Annotated in this window: 16 protein-coding genes and 1 pseudogene; 8 read left to right on the top strand and 9 right to left on the bottom strand. The window is 38.7% G+C overall.

The genetic code is table 11. From position 1 onward, the window contains the following. Positions 1-11 precede the first annotated feature (11 nt). The 4 genes from sufB (at position 12) to BN8061_RS00825 (ending at position 5,057) form a co-directional block, all read left to right on the top strand. Positions 12-1,469, top strand: a complete 1,458-nt coding sequence (sufB, locus tag BN8061_RS00840) for a Fe-S cluster assembly protein SufB (protein ID WP_068595386.1) — start codon at positions 12-14, stop codon at positions 1,467-1,469. 89 nt (positions 1,470-1,558) lie between these two features. Beyond that, positions 1,559-2,317 (top strand): Fe-S cluster assembly ATPase SufC, encoded by a 759-nt coding sequence (gene sufC, locus BN8061_RS00835; protein ID WP_068595384.1) that lies wholly within the window; start codon positions 1,559-1,561, stop codon positions 2,315-2,317. A 102-nt stretch (positions 2,318-2,419) separates the two neighbouring features. Then, positions 2,420-3,739 (top strand): Fe-S cluster assembly protein SufD, encoded by a 1,320-nt coding sequence (gene sufD / locus BN8061_RS00830; RefSeq protein WP_204207184.1) that lies wholly within the window; start codon positions 2,420-2,422, stop codon positions 3,737-3,739. 94 nt (positions 3,740-3,833) lie between these two features. Beyond that, positions 3,834-5,057, top strand: coding sequence for an aminotransferase class V-fold PLP-dependent enzyme (locus tag BN8061_RS00825; protein ID WP_068595382.1), 1,224 nt, complete (start codon positions 3,834-3,836; stop codon positions 5,055-5,057). A gap of 25 nt (positions 5,058-5,082) precedes the next feature. Here BN8061_RS00825 and BN8061_RS00820 read toward each other — a convergent pair whose 3' ends face one another. The 8 genes from BN8061_RS00820 to BN8061_RS00785 form a co-directional block, all read right to left on the bottom strand. Beyond that, positions 5,083-6,045, bottom strand: a complete 963-nt coding sequence (locus tag BN8061_RS00820; RefSeq protein ID WP_068595380.1) for an EamA family transporter — start codon at positions 6,043-6,045, stop codon at positions 5,083-5,085. Between the two features lie 63 nt (positions 6,046-6,108). Further along, on the bottom strand, positions 6,109-6,723 hold the full coding sequence (locus BN8061_RS00815) for a deoxynucleoside kinase (RefSeq protein WP_068595378.1): 615 nt from the start codon (positions 6,721-6,723) through the stop codon (positions 6,109-6,111). Between the two features lie 8 nt (positions 6,724-6,731). After that, positions 6,732-7,505, bottom strand: a complete 774-nt coding sequence (locus BN8061_RS00810) for a hypothetical protein (protein ID WP_068595377.1) — start codon at positions 7,503-7,505, stop codon at positions 6,732-6,734. A 52-nt stretch (positions 7,506-7,557) separates the two neighbouring features. Then, positions 7,558-8,877, bottom strand: coding sequence for a T9SS type A sorting domain-containing protein (locus tag BN8061_RS00805; protein ID WP_068595375.1), 1,320 nt, complete (start codon positions 8,875-8,877; stop codon positions 7,558-7,560). Between the two features lie 99 nt (positions 8,878-8,976). Beyond that, entirely contained in the window at positions 8,977-10,860 is a 1,884-nt protein-coding gene (gene htpG, locus BN8061_RS00800) for a molecular chaperone HtpG (protein WP_068595373.1), read from the bottom strand. A 226-nt stretch (positions 10,861-11,086) separates the two neighbouring features. Further along, entirely contained in the window at positions 11,087-12,280 is a 1,194-nt protein-coding gene (mnmA, locus tag BN8061_RS00795) for a tRNA 2-thiouridine(34) synthase MnmA (RefSeq protein ID WP_068595371.1), read from the bottom strand. Between the two features lie 68 nt (positions 12,281-12,348). Then, positions 12,349-13,662, bottom strand: coding sequence for a Na+/H+ antiporter NhaC family protein (locus BN8061_RS00790; protein ID WP_068595369.1), 1,314 nt, complete (start codon positions 13,660-13,662; stop codon positions 12,349-12,351). Between the two features lie 160 nt (positions 13,663-13,822). After that, complete coding sequence (locus tag BN8061_RS00785) at positions 13,823-14,692, bottom strand: cupin-like domain-containing protein (RefSeq protein ID WP_068595366.1); 870 nt, start codon at positions 14,690-14,692, stop codon at positions 13,823-13,825. Between the two features lie 105 nt (positions 14,693-14,797). On the opposite strand from BN8061_RS00785, the gene BN8061_RS00780 reads away from it, so the two are divergent. Further along, positions 14,798-17,059 carry an OmpA family protein gene (locus tag BN8061_RS00780; RefSeq protein ID WP_068595364.1) on the top strand — a complete coding sequence of 754 codons (2,262 nt, stop codon included), beginning with the start codon at positions 14,798-14,800 and terminating at the stop codon, positions 17,057-17,059. A gap of 45 nt (positions 17,060-17,104) precedes the next feature. On the opposite strand, the gene BN8061_RS00775 is transcribed toward BN8061_RS00780, so the two are convergent. Beyond that, a complete protein-coding gene (locus BN8061_RS00775; protein WP_068595560.1) occupies positions 17,105-18,409 on the bottom strand; it encodes an aminopeptidase P family protein in 1,305 nt (434 codons plus the stop codon). Between the two features lie 309 nt (positions 18,410-18,718). On the opposite strand from BN8061_RS00775, the gene rpsF reads away from it, so the two are divergent. The 3 genes and pseudogenes from rpsF to rplI form a co-directional block, all read left to right on the top strand. Beyond that, the gene (gene rpsF, locus BN8061_RS00770; RefSeq protein ID WP_068595362.1) at positions 18,719-19,063 is read left to right on the top strand and encodes a 30S ribosomal protein S6; all 345 of its coding nucleotides are present in this window, start codon (positions 18,719-18,721) and stop codon (positions 19,061-19,063) included. 11 nt (positions 19,064-19,074) lie between these two features. Continuing rightward, positions 19,075-19,377: a 30S ribosomal protein S18 gene (rpsR, locus tag BN8061_RS00765; protein ID WP_068595360.1), complete on the top strand. Its 303-nt coding sequence runs from the start codon at positions 19,075-19,077 to the stop codon at positions 19,375-19,377. A 24-nt stretch (positions 19,378-19,401) separates the two neighbouring features. Next, a pseudogene (rplI, locus tag BN8061_RS00760) lies at positions 19,402-19,899 on the top strand (50S ribosomal protein L9); the annotation flags it as partial. Between the last annotated feature and the right edge of the window lie 259 nt (positions 19,900-20,158).

Genomic DNA, 20,158 nt, shown 5'->3' with positions numbered 1-20,158 from the left:
TTTGATTAAAAATGAGCAATACAAAATATACAGAAGACGACTTACGCGAAGATCTATCCAAACAAAAAGAATATGAGTTTGGATGGGAAACCGATATCGAATACGAAGATTTTCCGATCGGACTCAATGAAGAAGTTGTTCGTCTCATCTCTGAAAAGAAAGGAGAACCAGAATGGATGCTGAATTGGCGCTTAGAAGCTTTCAGAGCGTGGGAGAAGATGGAAGAGCCAGACTGGGCAAATGTAGAATACGAGAAACCCGATTTTCAGGCAATTCGATATTATGCCGCTCCCAAAGCAAAGAAAGAGTTGGCAAGTCTAGACGAGGTCGATCCAGAATTGTTGAAAACCTTTGAAAAACTGGGTATTTCGTTAGACGAGCAAAAACGACTGACTGGCGTTGCTGTAGACGCTGTTATCGACTCGATTTCGGTGAAAACTACATTTCGTGAAACTTTAGCAGAGAAAGGAATTATCTTCTGCTCGATTTCAGAAGCGATACAAGAACATCCAGAATTGGTAAGAAAATACATCGGGAAAGTCGTTCCGATGACCGATAATTTCTATGCCGCTCTGAATTCTGCGGTATTCTCAGACGGATCGTTTTGTTATATTCCCAAAGGCGTTCGTTGCCCAATGGAATTGTCAACCTATTTCCGAATCAATTCGGCTGGAACAGGGCAATTTGAGCGAACTTTATTGATTGCAGATGAAGGATCTTATGTTTCGTATCTAGAAGGCTGTACAGCTCCAATGCGAGACGAAAATCAATTGCATGCTGCTGTGGTAGAATTGTTGGTCATGGATGACGCAGAAATCAAATATTCTACCGTGCAGAACTGGTATCCTGGTGATAGTGAAGGGAAAGGCGGTGTATACAATTTTGTAACCAAGCGTGCCGTGTGTGAGCAAAATGCAAAAGTATCTTGGACGCAGGTAGAAACCGGATCGGCCGTTACTTGGAAATATCCTTCGTGCATCTTAAAGGGTGACAATTCGGTAGGAGAATTCTATTCGATTGCAGTAACCAACAATTACCAACAAGCCGATACTGGAACCAAAATGATTCATATCGGGAAAAATACCAAATCCACCATCATCTCAAAAGGGATTTCGGCCGGTAAATCGCAAAACTCCTATCGTGGATTGGTAAAAGTGATGAAAGGAGCAGAAGGCGCACGTAATTTCTCACAGTGTGATTCATTGTTGATGGGAAATCAGTGTGGAGCGCATACGTTTCCTTATATCGAGATAGAAAACAAAACCGCACAATTAGAGCACGAAGCAACCACCTCAAAAATTGGAGAAGACCAATTGTTCTATTGCAATCAACGCGGTATCGATACCGAAAAGGCAATTGCGCTTATCGTGAACGGATTCTCGAGAGAAGTGTTGGACAAACTCCCGATGGAGTTCGCAGTGGAAGCAAAAAAATTATTAGAAATTTCGTTAGAAGGTTCGGTAGGATAGCATACGGAATATCAAAAGTAAACCATCATAGAAAAGATAAGACAAGCAGCTCCAATAGCTGAGTTCTACCATATCAAATCTGAAAAATAATGTTAGAAATAAAAAATTTACACGCCAAGATAGAAGCTGGCGACAAAGAAATCATAAAAGGACTAAACTTACAAATCAATCCAGGTGAGGTGCACGCGATTATGGGACCAAACGGCTCAGGAAAATCGACCCTTTCTTCGGTAATCGCTGGTAAAGAAGATTACGAAGTTACAGCAGGTGATATCCTTTTCGAAGGCGAAGATATGCGCGAATTAGCTCCAGAAGAAAGAGCGCACAAAGGAATCTTCTTATCGTTCCAATACCCTATCGAGATTCCGGGTGTATCGGTAACCAATTTTATCAAAGCATCGATCAACGAAACGAGAAAAGCACAAGGTTTAGAAGAGATGAGCGCATCGGAAATGTTGAAATTGATTCGTGAAAAATCAGAATTACTCGGCATCAAAAAAGACTTCTTATCACGCTCGTTGAACGAAGGTTTTTCTGGTGGAGAGAAAAAAAGAAACGAAATTTTTCAGATGTTGATGCTCAATCCTAAATTGGCTATTCTAGACGAAACCGACTCAGGATTAGATATTGATGCGCTACGCGTTGTGGCAGATGGGGTAAACTCGTTCAGAAATGAGAACAATGCCGTATTGGTAATTACGCATTATCAGCGATTGTTAGACTACATCGTACCGGATTTTGTACACGTCTTGGCCGATGGAAAAATCATCAAAACAGGCGGAAAAGAACTCGCTTTAGAATTAGAAGCGAAAGGATACGATTGGGTAAAAGAAGAAGCAGGAGTCTAATTTTTCGGGTATAATAAAGTGTTGCAGTGAATTTAGGATGAATCTTTTGCAACAATAAAAAACCAAACCCTCTGAATAATTAGCATCTAAAATCTAAAAATGATGATTGATTTAAAAGAAAATTTGATAGCTCGTCACTTGGTGTTCGACGAAAAAAATAAAGTCAATAAAAACATAGAATTCCTCCGTCAAGAAGCGATAGAAGTTTTCAAGGCAAAAGGATTTCCCCACCGTAAAGACGAAGAGTGGAAATATACCAATCTTGCGCCATTGCTCAAGATCGATTACAAGCTATTCCCAGAAGGCGATACGGCCTTAGAGTACAAAGACATCAAGAAGTATCTCATTCACGATATAGATACCTATCTCATTGTTTTTGTGAATGGTAAATACTCATCTTTTTTGTCGAATACAACCCACGACGAAGCCGATATTTGTGTATTGTCAAGTGCTATGCACAAATCCACTCATCAGCCGGTAATAGAGAATTACTATGGTAAAATCGCACCCAAAGATGATAGCTTAGTAGCGCTCAACACCGCTTTTGCAAAAGACGGCGCTTATATCTATATTCCGAACAATGTGATTTTATCAAAACCAATTCAGCTTGTTTATTTTTCAACAGGCGTGTTGCAAGAAGTGATGTATCAGCCGCGAAATTTAATCGTTGTTGGCGACAATTCGCAGGTACAAATTATCGAGCGTCATCAGACCTTAGACGATAAAGCGAATCTCACCAATGCCGTAACAGAGGTGAATGTAGGTAAAAATGCAGAAGTTGCTATACATAAGTTTCAAAACGATGGCAATCACGCCTCGTTGATCGACAATGTGTTCATTGCACAAGAACGCGATTCGCGAGCGAGTGTTTTCACCTTTGCTTTTGGAGGGAAAATCGTTCGAAACAATCTAAATTTTTATCAAAATGGTGAGAATTGCAATTCGATTTTAGATGGTATCACCGTTATTGATGGTAAGCAACTCGTGGATCATCATACCTTTGTTGAGCATAATGCACCGCATTGTGAGTCGCATGAGTTGTACAAAGGAATCTATGCAGATCAGGCACGTGGAGTGTTCAATGGTAAAATCTATGTACATCAAGAAGCTCAAAAACTTAACGCTTTTCAGCAGAATAACAATGTGCTCTTGTCCGATGCGGCAAGCATCAACACCAAACCACAATTAGAAATTTTTGCAGACGATGTAAAATGTTCTCATGGTTGTACGGTTGGGCAGTTAGAAGAAGAATCGCTTTTCTATATGCAGCAACGCGGGATTTCGAAAGATGTAGCCAGAGCATTGTTACTCTATGCTTTTGCGTCAGATGCCTTACAACATGTAACCATACCGCAGGTAACAACGAAAGTAAATCGTATGATAGCCGATAAATTGGGTGTAAGTATAGATTTTGATTTATAAAATGTTTAGATTATTAAAAAAATAGTTCGATATAAGTTGTAAGTTCGTTTACAACTTTTTTAATAAGGTAGGATAAATAAACGAAGCACAATTCATGTCACTAGATATTCAACAAATTCGTAAAAAATTCCCCATACTCGATCGCGAGGTAAATGGTCAACCGCTCATTTATTTCGACAACGGTGCTACAACGCAAAAGCCTAAAGAAGTGTTGGATGTTTTGAACCATTATTACGAATATTACAATGCCAACGTACATCGTGGCATTCATACTTTGAGTCAAGAAGCAACCGATAAAATGGAAGAATCGCGACGCAAAGTGCAAGCTTTCGTAAACGCAAAACACGAACACGAAATCATTTTTACTAGAGGAACGACGGAGGCGATTAATCTTGTTGCGAGTAGTTTTGGTGAATTGTTAGTCGAAGGCGACGAAATTCTGATTACCCAAATCGAACACCATTCCAATATTGTACCATGGCAATTGTTGGCACAACGTAAAAAAGCTGTACTTCGATATATTCCGTTATCTGCTGAAGGAATTCTAGATCTTTCGCAATTAGATCAATTGTTGACAAACAAGACAAAGTTGGTTGCCCTAAATCAGGTATCGAATGCTTTAGGCGTAGTCAACCCCATAAAAGAGATCATAACAAAAGCTCATCAGGTAGGTGCCAAAGTTCTGATCGATGGGGCACAATCTACACCGCATATTCCAATCGATGTACAAGAAATGGATTGTGATTTTTTTGCTTTTTCTGGACATAAAATGTATGGTCCGACCGGAATTGGCGTCTTGTATGGAAAAGAAGAACTGCTGAACTTGATGCCACCATATCATGGAGGAGGGGAGATGATAAAAGAAGTAAATTTAGATTTTTCTACTTACGCTTGTTTGCCCTTCAAATTCGAGGCCGGAACGCCAGATGTTGCAGGTATCATAGGTTTGGGAGCAGCAATAGATTTCATCAATTCGATCGGAATCAACGAGATACACGATTACGAAATGAGCTTGATCGATTACACTATGCAACGATTGAAAACCTTACCCGAAGTCGAAATTTATGCAGCCAATGCTCCTCATTCTGGTGCTATCTCGTTTAATCTGAAGTTAGATGGCGTGCATGCTTCCGACGTGGGGATGATTCTAGATAAAAAAGGAATTGCCGTGCGCACGGGGCATCATTGTGCACAGCCAATCATGAAATTTTTCTGTATTCCTGGTACGGTGAGAATATCCTTTGCGATTTATAATACCAAAGAAGAAATAGATCAATTCATAGAAGGTTTGAAAACCGCCATTCGGATGTTGGCATAAAAACGCTTCACGAATGCAAATTTTCTTATGATGATTTTTTCATCGATTTTAGAGAATTCATGTTCATGTAAAACACCGCAAAAAGAATTAATAAAATTCCGATCCACTGGATGAATTTTACTTGTTCGTTCAGTAGGAAAAAAGCAAACATGACCGAAACGGGTAATTCTAAAGAAGAAACAATACTGCCCAATCCAAGTCCGGTATGCGGGAATCCAGCTGTGAGTAATAATGGAGGTAAAATGGTACCAAATAATGAGAGTAACAAACCATATTTCCAAAAAATACTCCAATCAAAAGCTTTGATGCCGGCTTGATTATCCGAAAAAGTGAGGTAAATTGCTTTGAAACTATCCGAATAATAAGGCCCTATTTGGGAAAAGATTAGAAACAATCCGACTATTATTCCTCCTCCCGATAGCATATACAGCGATTTTTGAGTATTGGGAAGATAGGTGGCAATTCGGTTGGATACATACATGGTGGTCGCAAATGAACAGGCCGCTGAAAATCCCCAAAAAACACCCCGAATGTCAAGTTCTATACTTTGGTAGAAGGTGTTGGTCGCCAATAAAGTTCCGAGCAAAACAATGAGCGTTGCGATGATTTTTCGTGCCGATGGGAATTGTTTTTCTAGAATACTCTCGATCAGGATGCTGATCCAAACCGATTGCATGAGCAACACAATTCCAATAGAAACATTGATGTATTGTACCGATAAGTAGTAAAAAAGACTCGTAAATCCCATCGAAGATCCAAAAATTAGTAATTTGGATAAATCACCCTTTTTCAGGGGTTGAAGTTTTTTTCGGTTGAAAAAATTGATGATCAAGAGTCCGACCAATCCGATTACAAATTGTGAAGTGGTGACCTCTGCGGTTGTGAAACCTTCTTTGTAGGCAAGTTTTACAAAAGTAGCGAGCATGCCATAAGCGCTAGCGCCAAGTGCTACCAACAAAACTCCTTTTGCGATATTTTTATTTTCCATCGTTGAAAAAAGCGGTCGAATTCGTGAGAATTGCCGCTTTGCTATTCTTTAATTTTCGGTTATCTAAAAAAGTCCATTAATTTCTGCCTCGATTCGATTGAAGATATAACCCAAATCTTCAGGGTTTTTCACAAAATCGAGATCGTCTACATCGATCACGAGCAGTTTTCCTTCCGAATAATTTTCAATCCATTTGTTGTATTTATCATTCAAACGATTCAGATAATCTATGCTGATCGAGTTTTCGTATTCGCGTCCACGTTTCTGAATTTGCGCCACTAAGGTTGGTATAGAAGCTTTGAGGTAGATGAGCAAATCTGGCGCTTCTACAAAGGTTGTCATCAGGTTGAAAACGCGCAGGTAATTTTCGTAATCGCGAGTCGATAGCAAGCCCATATCCTTCAGATTACTCGCAAAAATATGCGCATCTTCGTAAATGGTGCGATCTTGAATGATGTTTTTACCGCTTTCGCGAATTTCTTTCACTTGTTGAAAACGACTTCCCAAAAAATAAATTTGCAGGTTGAAGGCCCATTTTGCCATATCATTGTAAAAATCATCGAGATAGGGGTTGTGGTCGACATCTTCGAATTGGGCAATCCAATTGTATTGTTTCGCCAATAATTTGGTAAGCGTTGTTTTACCTGCACCTATGTTTCCTGCAATTGCAATATGCATTTTTTACTCTAATTTGTGAATTTGTAAATATACAATACCTTATCATTATCTACAATAAGTTGTGTGCGGTTTGCTGTGAAATTTGATATTTTACCGTTGTATATTGTGGTTGTTGTTGAGTTGGATGGGTCGAAAATAATGAGCTGATTCTCATGTTGAAGATAAATTTTACCGTGATTCAACAAGATGCTTTGGTATTCTGGAATGTCAAGCTTTTTTTTGAACGTCAAAAACTCATCGAAGGTATAAAGACTTTTATCAGTGATGAGGTAAATTGATTTCTTGTCGTATTGTAATTTCGTTATTTTCTCTTCCCACGGAATCATCGTGAGGATAGGCGAAGTGTTGATGATCCTACCCAGTTGATAATTTAATTGAATAATTTTGTGCGAAATCGCATCGTACCCTATAAGAAAGTTATTGTCGATGACGTCTGTTTGTTGTAAAATGTAACCAGCTGTTTGTAAGTGAATTGGGTCCTGAGTCGGATTCAGGTGATTGTCTAACAAATGCAATTCGTTGTTCAATTGCAACGACAAAAGTAAGGAACTGTGAACACGCAAATTGTTGAGATGACCTGTAAGTTTGAAACGGCTGATTTTCTTTTGCTCACCTATTTTGATCAAGGTTTGATTTTGCTCAATGCCGTAAATATTTCCTTGTTCGTCAAGGGCAATTTCTGTAAGCGGTTTTGCGACTTGAATAGAGTCTTGGAGAATGTATTGCCCAAATAATACACCTGGGCAGATGAAAATTAGGATATAAAAGATAAGTTGACGCATACAAAAAAAGGATAACCGAAGTTACCCTTTTTTCTGGAATTTTGTATAATATTTATTTTATAAATTTTACCGTACCAAAAGTACCGTTTTCGTATTGTACTTTTGCAACGTACACGCCTTTTGGTAAATGTGAGACAGAATTGGTGTTGCCTTTGAACTTCGCAACCGCTTTCCCATTCATATCAACCAATGTAACATGGCTGATTTTTTGATTCGAGACCAATTTCAAGGATTGTTGATCTACAACAGCATGTAAACTCACTTTGGTTGTAGCCAAATCTTCAATCGATAAGCTTCCATCTAATCTTAGAATTCCTCCAACACCATTCGTTTGGAAGTGTCCAGCCCAAACCGCATTCGGATTTGCAGCTCCAATGGCACCACGTTGCATTTCTTGGTCGATGATATTCCAAGTAACTCCGCCATCGTAGCTGATAGACGATCCATATCCTAAATTGATATTGTTGAAATCTGCACTTGTCGAGATGAATGTTTTTTCTGTTCCTGGCACCCACGCAATGTCACCATTGTAAAATCCAGATGTTTCCAAAACCTCCCAATTGGCTCCGCCATCGGTTGTGTAGAATAATAATTCATCGGATCCAGTAACCAAACCATAAGTTGCAGAGGAGAAAGAGATGTGACCAAAGGAACCTTCTACGTTTACGCCACCAAAGTCAGAAATCGGTGTGAAATGTTTGGTCCAAGTTACACCACGATCATTTGTATGCCAGATTGCACCAGTAGAAGAGGTCAACCAAACGTTCTCTCCATTTACTGCTAAACCTCCATTATACCCAAACTCATTGTTGTCGGTTGTAGTAGGTGCAGTAGTAAGTACAGACCAAGTTTCTCCACCATCGGTAGTTTTGAATGCTTCATATATTCCGTTTACAGGATCTCCGATCGCAAAACCAGTATTCGCATCCCAAAAATGAACAATGTTGGCAAACGATGCTGCGTTGCTAAAGTTTACAGAAGCTTTTTTGCTCCATGTATTTCCTCCGTCTGTGGTTTTGTACAATCCGTTTGTGCTAGGTCCAGCAGTGTAAGGTGCTGTTACAGCAAAAGCGGTATTCGCATCAACCCCGAAGATCATAGAAATCAATGCGCCTGAGGGTGCTGGACCTGTTTTTGCAACCCAAGTATTTCCTCCGTCAGACGTTACCAAAACATAATTAGGATAACGGTTTGGAGCAGTCGATTGCCCTTGTGGTAAAGCCCACACTACATTTTCGTTTAGCGCATGGATCGCAGAAACATAGTAATCTTGAGATCCTGGGATGTTGGTGTTTTGGTCTGTCCATCCAACTGGTTGTGCCAATGCTACGGTTGAAGCGAGGATAGCTACATTAAGTATAAGTTTTTTCATAAAAGTGTTTTATAATTAAAAATCAATTAAAGTTATGTTTTTATTTTTACAAAAAAAATAATCTCGTATTAAAAAATACGAGATTATGATAAAAAAGGATTATTCTTGATTCAAGGCTTTGAAGCTTTTGTTGATGAAGTTGGTCAAATCTTTCCCTTTCAACAAGCCTTGCGATAGTTTTGCTAGATCTAATGCATGAGCGATGATCTTGTTTTTTTCTTCGCTGTTCTCTTTTGCCAAGATTTGCGAAGCCATTGCTGCGTTGGTGTTCACGACTAGATTATACATTTCTGGGAAATTTCCCATGCCAAACATTCCGCCGCCACCTGTGGCTTGCATATCTTTCATGCGGCGCATAAATTCTGATTGCGTGATGATGAATGGCGCATCGTCTGCCGATAGGTCTTCTAATTGCACAGTATAAGCTGTGTTGTTGATGCTTTCGGTGATCTGAGTTTTCAGTTTTTCTTTCTCTTCATCCGATAATTTGGCAATTTTTACCTCATCTTTATCAATCAGTTTGTTGATATGATCGGCGTCTACACGAGCAAAACTTACTTTCTCTTTTGTTCCTTCTAATTTCTGAATAAGGTGTGGCGCAATGGGTGAGTCTAAGAACAAAACTTTATAGCCTTTTTCATTCGCAATTTGAATGTATTGGTCTTGTGCCTCTCGATCTGTCGCATACAATACAACCATTTTTCCGTCTTTATCGGTTTGCAAGTCTTTGATTTCTGCTTCCAACTCGGTCCAGGTAAAATAGTTTCCGTCTGTGGTTGGGTATAATGCAAATTTGTCCGATTTTTCGAAGAATTTATCTTCTGTAATCATACCGTATTCGATGACAACTTTGATATCGTTCCATTTTTGCTCGTAATCTTCCCGGTTTTGATTCATTAAAGTGGTCATTTTATCGGCTACTTTTTTGGTGATATGCGCCGATATTTTTTTCACCGCGCCGTCTGCCTGCAAATATGAGCGAGAAACGTTCAACGGAATGTCTGGCGAATCGATCACACCGCGCAACAGCATCAAGAAGTCGGGCACAATGCCTTTTACTTCGTCTGTAACAAAGACTTGATTTTGGTATAATTGAATTTTGTCTTGATCGAGATTGATGTTGTTCCCCAGTTTTGGAAAGAATAAAATTCCAGTTAGATTAAACGGATAATCGACATTCAAATGGATGTGGAATAATGGATCTTCGAATTGCATTGGGTACAATTCGCGGTAGAAGTTGAGATAATCTTCATCTGTGAGTTCAGACGGAGCTTTTGTCCAGGCTGGCGTAGTATTGTTGATGATGTTGTCTACTTCTATTTCTTCGGGTTTTGAATCTTCTGCAGCGTCTTCTGGTAGAGGTAAAGTCTCTTTACGCGTCCCGAATTTTATCGGAACTGGCATAAACTTATTGTATTTTTTCAACAATTCTCCAATTTTCCACTCATCCAAAAATTCTTTCGAATCCTCGGCAATGTGTAAAATCACTTCTGTTCCGCGCTCTGTTTTATCGGCAACGTCTAAGGTAAATTCTGGCGAGCCGTCGCATGTCCAATGCGCAGCAGCTTCGTCTTTGTACGATTTGGTAATGATTTCGACCTTATCCGCAACCATAAAAGCCGAGTAGAAACCCAGACCAAAATGACCAATGATGCCGTCTGCATCTTTGTGCTGATTGATGAATTCTTCTGCACCAGAGAACGCCACTTGGTTGATATATTTTTCGACCTCCTCAGCTGTCATCCCAATCCCTTGGTCTATGATGTGCAAGGTCCCTTTTTCTTGGTCTATTTTGATTTCGATTATCGGGTTGCCGTATTCTACTTTTGCTTCTCCAATATTAGTGAGGTGTTTTAATTTTAAGGTTGCGTCTGTCGCATTCGACACCAATTCGCGTAAAAATATTTCGTGATCTGAGTATAAAAATTTCTTGATTAATGGAAAAATATTTTCTACCGATACCTTGATACTTCCTTTGTTCATGATAGCTGATGTTGTGTTTTTAATGATTATTTTCGATTGGAAAATTCAAAAGTTAGACCAATGGTAAAAATATGACAATTTGGCAAGAAGTGAAGAGTTTGCTTGTTTGTCTTTCGTTATTTTGACCTAAATATTTAAGTTATAAAAAAACGTTTATCTTAGAAAATTCATCAGTCAATACATCGATGCGTATCAGTTACAAGGTTTTGTTTTTATTCCCAATTTATCAATACGCAATCACGCCCGAACCCAGCAATTCTTCGCCTTTGTACCAAGCGCAAAATTGCCCTTCGGTAATAGCCGATTGCGGTTGTTCGAATGCTACGTATAGACCAGACTTCGCTTTGTGTAAAGTTGCTTTTTGTAATGGTTGTCGGTAACGAATTCTGGCCATCACCTCGAGCGTTTCGTTTTCTTGTAACGCCAAATCTTCTCGTACCCAATGAATTTCGTTTTCTTTTATAAACAAAACACGCTTCATCAAACCAGGATGTTCGGCACCTTGCCCTGTATAGATAATGTTTTCTTCTACATCGGTATCGAGCACAAAGAGCGGTTCTGCTTTACCGCCAACACCCAAACCTTTGCGTTGACCGCGGGTAAAAAAATGAGCGCCCTGATGTTTGCCCACTACTTCGCCGTCGGTAGGATGATATTGAAAACCATTTGCTTCGAAGTCCAAGGCTTCAAATTGATCTTTGAAGTCGGGAATTGCTCGAGTATAAGGCTGCCAATCTTTTTGAATTTCGATGATTTTACCTTCTTTGGTGCTGAGTTGCTGTTGCAAAAATTCGGGCAGACTTACTTTACCAATAAAACATAAACCCTGAGAATCTTTTTTGTTGGCGGTTACCAAATCTAATTTTTGGGCAATCTTACGCACTTCTGGTTTTTCGATATCGCCTATTGGAAACAAAGCTTTGCTCAATTGTTCTTGTGAGAGTTGGCACAAAAAATAACTTTGGTCTTTGTTGTTGTCAACCCCTTTCAGCAATCGGAATATTTCATTGCCGTGTTCATCGATAAAAGAAGTTTTGCGTGCATAATGCCCCGTTGCAACGAAATCTGCCCCAAGTTCGAGCGCAGTTTTCAGAAACAAATCAAATTTTATTTCGCGGTTGCAGAGAACATCCGGGTTTGGCGTTCGACCTTGTTCGTATTCGTTGAACATATAATCGACAATACGCTCTTTGTACGCCTCCGACATGTCGATGACCTGAAAAGGAATATCCAACTTTTCTGCAACCAACAAAGCGTCTGCACTATCTTCTATCCACGGGCATTCGTCTTCCAAAGTTACACTTGCATCGTTCCAATTGCGCATAAACAACCCGATAACTTCATAGCCTTGTTCTTTCAAAAGATAGGCTGCAACGCTAGAATCCACTCCTCCAGATAATCCGACAACAACTCTTTTCATTTTCTAAAAAAAATATCGGCAAAGTTACGAGTTATTTCTCATTTTGCTGTAGCGATCAATTGCTGAATTTAATCGGAGTTTTTCGGTCGATGTTGGTAGAAAAGTATCATCACCAAGGTCGAAAAGCCAATCAAAAACGGATAATAGAGATGACTGATGATGGCTAAAGGTGATAAGTTGAATCCTAATGATTTTGCTGCCGCCAGCGCTACCAAAATTTGCGCTCCGTATGGAATGATTCCTTGCATAAAACACGAAGTGGTGTCCAAAATACTCGCGACGCGTTTGGGTTGCAAATTGTGTGTGTCGGCAATGACTTTTGCCAGATTTCCTACAATCAAAATGCTGATGGTGTTGTTTGCCAATACAGCGTCTACAATTGCCGTGAGCGAAGCGATTCCGAGTTCGGCTTGTTTTTTAGTTTTGATACGATTGGTAATCATTTGTACGATATAATCTATCCCGCCGTGCAAACGAATAATTCCAACCAAACCGCTGATAATTAAGCATAATAAGCTCAATTCAAACATATTCGAGAAACCATCTTGTATGGCATTTATGCTGTCGTGAAATGTAAAATCGAAATGAAAAACAGCGATCAGACCAAAACAAATTATACCAATACACAGCGCCCATAGAACATTCAGACCTAAAATAGAAAAGCCAAACACTAGCACATAAGGCAGAAGTCCAAGAATGTCATAGCCAGCTTGTTGCGACTCGAATTGTTGAAGTGTTATGGCGGATGATAAAAAATAATAAAGAATTGTGGTGGCGACAGCGGCAGGAAGAACCAATGTAAAATTCGCTTTGAATTTTGTTTTCATGCTGACGTTCTGTGTTCGGGTAGCAGCAACCGTGGTGTCGGAGATGAACGATAAATTATCGCCAAACATCGATCCGCCAACAACTGCTGCTAATAAAATAGGTAAACTGCCCGGGAGTACATTCTCCATTTCTACCGCAATTGGTGAGAGCGTAGCAATTGTGCCAACCGAGGTGCCTATCGAAATCGAGATAAAACAAGCCAGTAAGAAAAAGCCAGGAATGATAAAATTTGATGGAATATAGGCCATGAGCATATTGACAATAGCTTGTACAGCACCAACCATATTGCCCAGTTGCGCGAATGCGCCTGCCAGCAAGAAAATCATAATCATCAACAAAACTGTCTCGTTAGCTGCGCCTTCGGCAAAAGCTTTCAATTTATGGTCGAATGGTATTTTCGGAAATTGTAAAAAGGCCAAAAGCGTAACAGCAACAAATACGGTGAGTGCCGAAATTGCATAAAAGTCGTTGAGCATCAATGATGCCGAAAAATAGATGAGGATAAAAAGGATGAGCGGCAAAAGTGCCCAAGATTTTTTTCTGTCAGAAACCATACATTCCAATTAGCTTGCAAAGTTTCATATTTCCTGAAAAATAATCTAAAATTTCAGATTATAAATAGTGTATTTAGAAAACAAAACCAAATAATTGTCAAAAATTAGAATAGTTATCTGGTTTTGGTGTTTTCAAAAGGTCGAAAATTCTAAACTTTCACTATTTAATAGATAATCGTTTGTGCGTTTGGCTAATGGCATTTGCGTTTTTTTCTTCTATCCATTGTTGTCCTTTTATCTTTCGCATCAAATTATCGTAATTGCGCATGATGAAAATATTGTAAATCGCCTCTGTAAAATTTTTTGGTTTATGAGCCAACGCACGCAAACTCATCGAAAATCCGGGTGTGAGGTATTTCATGTAATGCCACCAGCCTTCTGGCATGTAGAGCATTTCGCCATGTTTCAGATCGGCGTACATGGGCTGTAGATTTTTCAGCGCGGGCCATTTGTCGAAATCTGGATTGTCGAAATCGATGTCTTCTCTACAAATCACCGAAAAAGGAATTTTGTACATGTATTTCGATTGTTCTGGCGGAACAATAATGCAACGTTTTTCGCCTGCAAAATGAAAATGTAAAATATTCGCCAAATCAATATCGTAGTGCATAAAAACATTCGAACCCTCGCCACCAAAGAAAAGCATCGGCATCGATTTGAATAATTTCAGACCAAGATCGGGCATCTTGTAATCTTTCTGCAATTCGGGTACTTGGCTCATCAAATTGTAAAGAAAAATACGAAGATCGGTTGGTTCTCGCTGCAGTAAATCAACATAATCACTCATTTTCATATGGGCAACAGCTTCGTTGACTTTCTTGGTCGAATCGACCGGATCGTTGTTGTAAAGCGGTACAATTTTATCGCCCGCAACTTGTTTTATGTAGTCGAAATTCCATTTCTCATAAGCTGGCCAATCTTCTGTAATACGCTCGACCACCACAGGTTTTTGTGGTTTCACATAATACTGCTGAAAATCTTTGGCACTTATCGTATCAACTCGTTCTACTTCAATTAAATTAAATTGCATGGTTATAAAATTAGGGCTACAAATTTAGGTTAGTTTTTGATTACTTTATTCAATTATTAAAAAGAATAGGCATATTTTTAACTCATCAAATTATATTATTCACGTATGATTCGATTTTTATTTTGGTATTTCCTGGTTTTTGTTGTTCCGTTGCAAGCGCAATCGTACGGAGTTTTCCCGTATCTTGAGGTAGAAAACGAAGCGCAATTTGCATCGGTAAAAGTTCAGGAATTCAGGGTGATTTCCAATATTCAAACAGTGTTGGCGTCGGTCGAGAGTTTCCAAAATTTTGCGAATGTCGGTCAGCAGCCAATTGCTGTAAAATATGTAATTCCACATCAACCAGAACAAAATATTTATCAGCTGGTCATCAAAAAAAATGATGAAACAATCGAATTATCGTCCAAATCTATTTTCGAATTGCGAAAAGAAGCCCAACGAAAAAATCAAAGTTTGAAAACCAATCAAGAAGCTTCTCTTCGAATGGAAGTTGAACTGTCTGATTTGCAACCCAACGAATCGATTTCGGTTGAGATCAAATGGACAAAATCGGTTCAGCAAAATTTGCATCAATATGCTTTTGAGCTGAACGTTCCGATTGCCAAACGAACCAAAAATTTCACTCAAACCAAACGTTTTCCATATAATTTAGCATCTTTCTCGCCAGAAAAATTTTCGATCGAATTGAATTTTTTTGGCGAAAACCTCAAAAATGTAAAAGGTCTTACAAATGATTTTGAAAAAAAGCCGAAAAGCGCAACACATACCCAATACATCAGCACAAAATATTGGGCATCGCCCATAAACGTTCGCTACGAATATGTAGACGAGCAAATGAATGCCGAATTGTTGCAATACCAAGACGAAAATTGTCGTTACGTTTTGGGTAATATTCAACCGCCTGCTAAAATAGATACGAAAAATCTGAAGCCACGCGAATATATTTTCTTACTCGATGCTTCGGGTTCGATGAAAGGGAAATCTTTGGAACACATTCGCCAAATGATGATGGAAGTGATAGAACAATTGAGCGAACAAGAGAAGTTTAATATTTTTTACTTCAACAAAAACACCAATCAGTTGTCGCCGCGGGCTGTTTTTGCAACGCCAGAGCAGAAGCAAAGAGCCGTAGAAATGCTTCGGAAGATGGAAAGCGCTGGTAGCCTGAAACTTACCGATGCACTGAAACGCGTCAACAATATTCCGGTCGATTACAATTTCAATCGTCTTGTTGTGATTGCTTCGGATGGGCGGATAGATCCCAATCAAAATATTCACCTCGATATTCAATCGAACCTCAAAAATGCGCATTATTTTATTTTAGGAATAGGGCAGCAGGTAGATTACAAAACGATGAATTATTTAGGATATACCACGGGCATTCAACCGTTGATTATTGATAACGAGAAGGATGTAGAGCCGCAAGTGAAATCTTTCCAACAATTGATTCTCACCCCAATTTTGCGAAACATTGAAGTGAAATCGACAACCTTTAATTTGAATGAAACTTTTCCTCGTAATTTTAACGGATTTTTGTCCAATCGACCCATCAATTTCGTGACCAGAGATTGCAAGAAAACGCCCAGTCAATCGCTTGTTATTACGGGTAAAGACGGTGATTTCACGTATAAAAAAGAATTTCAATTGAAGCAACAAACAACCATTTTTGCAGAGGCGATCAAGTATTATTGGGTTCAAAAGAAAATTCAGTACCTGATGATGGAAGAAGAAAGATGCGGCGATTATTGCAAGAAAACAGGTCGGTATCGCAAAGAAATAGAGCAGTTGGGCGAAAGGTATAATATTGCGACGCCTTATAATTTGTTGGTAGAAAATAGAAGCGATTTGTCGAACAATCAGTTTGTGACGTTTCATTATGATTATGATTCGGATGGTGACGGCGTGCACGATTTACTCGACAAATGTCCGACACAATTCGGGTTGAAAGAAGCCAATGGTTGTCCGATCGATGTGTTGAGCGTCGATTCTAAGAAAAATGCCATCGAAAATTTATCGAATTCGGTGCTGAAAAGCCTTAAATTCGATTTTGATAGTGACGAAATTCGCAAGGAAGATTTTATCATTTTAGATGAAATATTAAAACTGATGTTACAATATCCAACCTATACCTTTACGATTGTAGGGCATACCGATGCGTCGGGAACGGCAGAGTATAATCAAAATTTATCGTTTCGCCGAGCCAATGCTGTGAGAATCTATTTGGAAAAGCACGGAATAGATTCGAAGCGATTAACATCGAAAGGCGTTGGAGCCAAAGATTTGTTGCACAAAGAATGTAGACCAGTTGAGGTCTGCCCCGAGTGGAAGAATTTCGAGAATAGGAGAGTTCAAATTATAATTGAATAAAAAAAGTGATTAGCGCGCTAATCACTTTTTCACGGTTGTACCGCATTAGGCATTCATCAAGGTTTCAATTTCTTCGGCTTCGAGCGGAATGTCTTGCATCAGATTGAGTGGTTTTCCACTTGCCTGGATCACGTAATCATCTTCCAAACGAATACCAAAACCTTCTGCCGGAATATAAAAACCAGGTTCGTTGGTAAAGACCATGCCGGCTACAAAATCATCCGTTAAGATTCCGTAATCGTGGGTATCCAAGCCCATGTGGTGAGAAGTGCCATGCATCATGTATTTTTTATAAGCTGGCCAAGTCGGATCCTCATTTTGCACATCTGCTTTGTCCAATAATCCCAATTGTAGCAATTCGGCGGTGTATATTTCGCCCATTTCCTGATGAAGTTTGTACCAATTATTACCAGCGACCAATAGATCTTCTGCTGCTTTTTTGCATCGTAAAACAGCGTTGTAGATTTCGCGTTGTCGCGGTGTGAATCTTCCGTTTACGGGAATAGTACGCGTCATGTCTGATGAATAATTTGCGTATTCTGCTCCCACATCCAACAAAATAAGATCGCCGTCTTTACATTGCTGATTGTTTTGGATATAATGCAAAACATTGGCGTTGTTACCCGATGCAATGATGGGCGTGTAGGCAAAACCTTTGGAACGATTACGTAAAAATTCGTGTGCAAACTCAGCCTCAATTTCAAATTCCCAAACATCAGGTTTTACAAAGTTTAACACTCTACGAAAGCCTTTGTTGGTGATAGCACATGCTTTCTGAATGAGTTCGATTTCGATTTTATTTTTCACCGAACGCAAACGTTGTAATATAGGATTTGATCGCAAATAAGTATGCCCAGGATAATCGTGTTGCAGTTGTTTTATGAATCGATCTTCTCTGGTTTCAACTTCAGGCGCTGTGGTCACTCGGTAGTGCTCGTTTTTGTTGATGTAAACTTTTTCGGCTTCGACCATCAATTTTCTGAAAATCACTGGGAAATCTTGAAGCCAATAAACCGTTTTGATTCCAGAGACTGCCGTAGCTTGTGCTTTGTTCAGTTTTTCGCCTTCCCAGATGGCAATGTGTTCGTTGGTTTCTCGTACAAATAATATTTCGCGATATTTTTCTTCGTGTGCATCTGGGAAAATTACCAAAATAGTTTCTTCTTGGTCAACTCCAGACAAATACAGTATATCGCGATGTTGAGCAAACGGTAAGCTACTGTCTGATGAAATAGGGTAGATGTCATTAGAATTGAAGACGGCTAATGATTTTGCTTGCATTTGCTCGGCAAAATTTTTACGATTCTGAATGTATAAAGCCGAATCGATGGTCTCGTATTTTGTTGTCATAACTTGTAAATTTTTATTACACCAAAGGTAATAAAAAAAAGAAGCCCTTGTTTTTGAACAAGGACTTCCATTAAACCAACCTAAACCTATGAAAAAGCCATTAGCTTTTACGGTTGCAAATATCAAACAATATTTTCTAACTGCAAAATAGAAAACGAATAAATGCAAGATAAATTGAATTTTTTTTTGAAAAATGTTAAGAGCAGCGCAGTCAGATAAATTAATTTATTCTTTTGTAGATATTTAAAAAGATTTCACTATATTTGCACGCTAATAAATAAATTTTAATTTAATAAAAACATTTTTAAAATGACAAATTACGAAACTGTTTTCATTTTAACTCCCGTTCTATCAGATTCACAGGTAGAGGAAGCAGTTAATAAGTTTCACGATTATCTTACCTCGAATGGTGCAGAAATCGTAGCAAAAGAGAATTGGGGCTTGAAAAAATTAGCTTACGCAATTCAAAACAAAAGAAATGGATTTTACCATTTGATCGAATTCAAAACAGAAAATGCTGATTTGGTTTCAAATTTAGAGTTGGCGTTCAAACGTGACGAACGTGTATTGCGTTATTTAACTGTGAAGTTGGATAAACATGGAATTGAGTGGGCAGAAAAACGTAGAACCAAATTAAAAACCGCTAACAAGTAAAATTTTGAACTATGGCAATTGATGAATTAGCAAAAAAAGCAGCAGGTGGTAACGAGTCAGAAATTCGTTATTTATCTCCATTAGATATCGAGACACAATCAAACAAAAAATATTGTCGTTTCAAAAAATTCGGAATCAAATACGTAGACTATAAAGATGCAGATTTTTTGATTCAGTTCGTAAACGAGCAAGGTAAAATCTTACCACGTCGTTATACCGGAACTTCTTTGAAATACCAAAGAAAAGTTTCTAAAGCAATCAAAAGAGCTCGTCATTTAGCTTTATTACCATTCGTAGGAGACCAATTAAAATAATAAAAACCTAAAGAATAAAATATCATGAATATCATATTAAAAAAAGATGTAGAAGGTTTAGGTTTTGAATTTGAAGTAGTTTCAGTAAAACCTGGATATGCACGTAACTTTTTGATTCCTCAAGGATTAGCAACAGTAGCTACTCCAAAAAACATCGAGGAATTGAACAAAACTTTGGAAGCTCGTAAAGCAGAAGAAGAAAAATTGATTGCTGCGGCAAAAGAAAAAGCTTCTAAATTAGACGGTTTGAAAGTAAAATTGGAAGCAAAAGTTGGATCAGGAGACAAATTATTTGGATCTGTAAACAACGCCGATTTAGCTGAAGAATTGAACAAAGAGGGAGTTGATATCGAGAAAAAACATATCAAAATCCCAGGAAATACTATCAAACGCTTAGGAAAATATACAGCAAAAATCCGCTTCCATAGAGAAGTAGAGGTAGATTTCGATTTCGAAGTTGTGCCAGATGCAGCATCTATCAAAGCGGCAGAAGAAGCAGCTAAAACGAAAGCTGAAATAGCAAAATTAGATGCGCAAAAAGCAGCTAACGCAACTAAAGAAGAAGGTTCTTTCTTCAACTTCGACAACCCATTACGTCCTAAAACTAAAGAGACTAAAAAAGAAGAAGTTCAAGTTGAGGAAGCGCCAGCAGCTACCGAAGCTACTGAAGAAGAAAAAACTGAAGAATAATCTTCTGTTTGATGATACAACAAAACCCTCAATCGTACGATTGAGGGTTTTTTATTTACCCATTTCTAAGTTCAGAAATAAGGTTCAAATT

The organism is Vaginella massiliensis, from assembly GCF_900089075.1.
GTDB lineage: Bacteria > Bacteroidota > Bacteroidia > Flavobacteriales > Weeksellaceae > Weeksella > Weeksella massiliensis_A.
The sequence above is the reverse complement of the archived record's forward strand: the minus strand, read 5'-3'. Positions and strand labels throughout refer to the sequence as shown.

Bases quoted from the DNA above. Each gene is read 5' to 3' on its own strand.
- BN8061_RS00780 (WP_068595364.1), top strand. From the start codon at position 14,798: ATGATTCGATTTTTATTTTGGTATTTCCTGGTTTTTGTTGTTCCGTTG.
- BN8061_RS00790 (WP_068595369.1), bottom strand. From the start codon at position 13,662: ATGGTTTCTGACAGAAAAAAATCTTGGGCACTTTTGCCGCTCATCCTT.
- BN8061_RS00815 (WP_068595378.1), bottom strand. From the start codon at position 6,723: ATGCATATTGCAATTGCAGGAAACATAGGTGCAGGTAAAACAACGCTT.
- BN8061_RS00820 (WP_068595380.1), bottom strand. From the start codon at position 6,045: ATGGAAAATAAAAATATCGCAAAAGGAGTTTTGTTGGTAGCACTTGGC.
- rpsR (WP_068595360.1), top strand. From the start codon at position 19,075: ATGGCAATTGATGAATTAGCAAAAAAAGCAGCAGGTGGTAACGAGTCA.
- htpG (WP_068595373.1), bottom strand. From the start codon at position 10,860: ATGAACAAAGGAAGTATCAAGGTATCGGTAGAAAATATTTTTCCATTA.
- sufB (WP_068595386.1), top strand. From the start codon at position 12: ATGAGCAATACAAAATATACAGAAGACGACTTACGCGAAGATCTATCC.
- BN8061_RS00785 (WP_068595366.1), bottom strand. From the start codon at position 14,692: ATGCAATTTAATTTAATTGAAGTAGAACGAGTTGATACGATAAGTGCC.
- BN8061_RS00825 (WP_068595382.1), top strand. From the start codon at position 3,834: ATGTCACTAGATATTCAACAAATTCGTAAAAAATTCCCCATACTCGAT.
- sufD (WP_204207184.1), top strand. From the start codon at position 2,420: ATGATTGATTTAAAAGAAAATTTGATAGCTCGTCACTTGGTGTTCGAC.
- BN8061_RS00810 (WP_068595377.1), bottom strand. From the start codon at position 7,505: ATGCGTCAACTTATCTTTTATATCCTAATTTTCATCTGCCCAGGTGTA.
- rpsF (WP_068595362.1), top strand. From the start codon at position 18,719: ATGACAAATTACGAAACTGTTTTCATTTTAACTCCCGTTCTATCAGAT.
- sufC (WP_068595384.1), top strand. From the start codon at position 1,559: ATGTTAGAAATAAAAAATTTACACGCCAAGATAGAAGCTGGCGACAAA.
- BN8061_RS00775 (WP_068595560.1), bottom strand. From the start codon at position 18,409: ATGACAACAAAATACGAGACCATCGATTCGGCTTTATACATTCAGAAT.
- BN8061_RS00805 (WP_068595375.1), bottom strand. From the start codon at position 8,877: ATGAAAAAACTTATACTTAATGTAGCTATCCTCGCTTCAACCGTAGCA.
- mnmA (WP_068595371.1), bottom strand. From the start codon at position 12,280: ATGAAAAGAGTTGTTGTCGGATTATCTGGAGGAGTGGATTCTAGCGTT.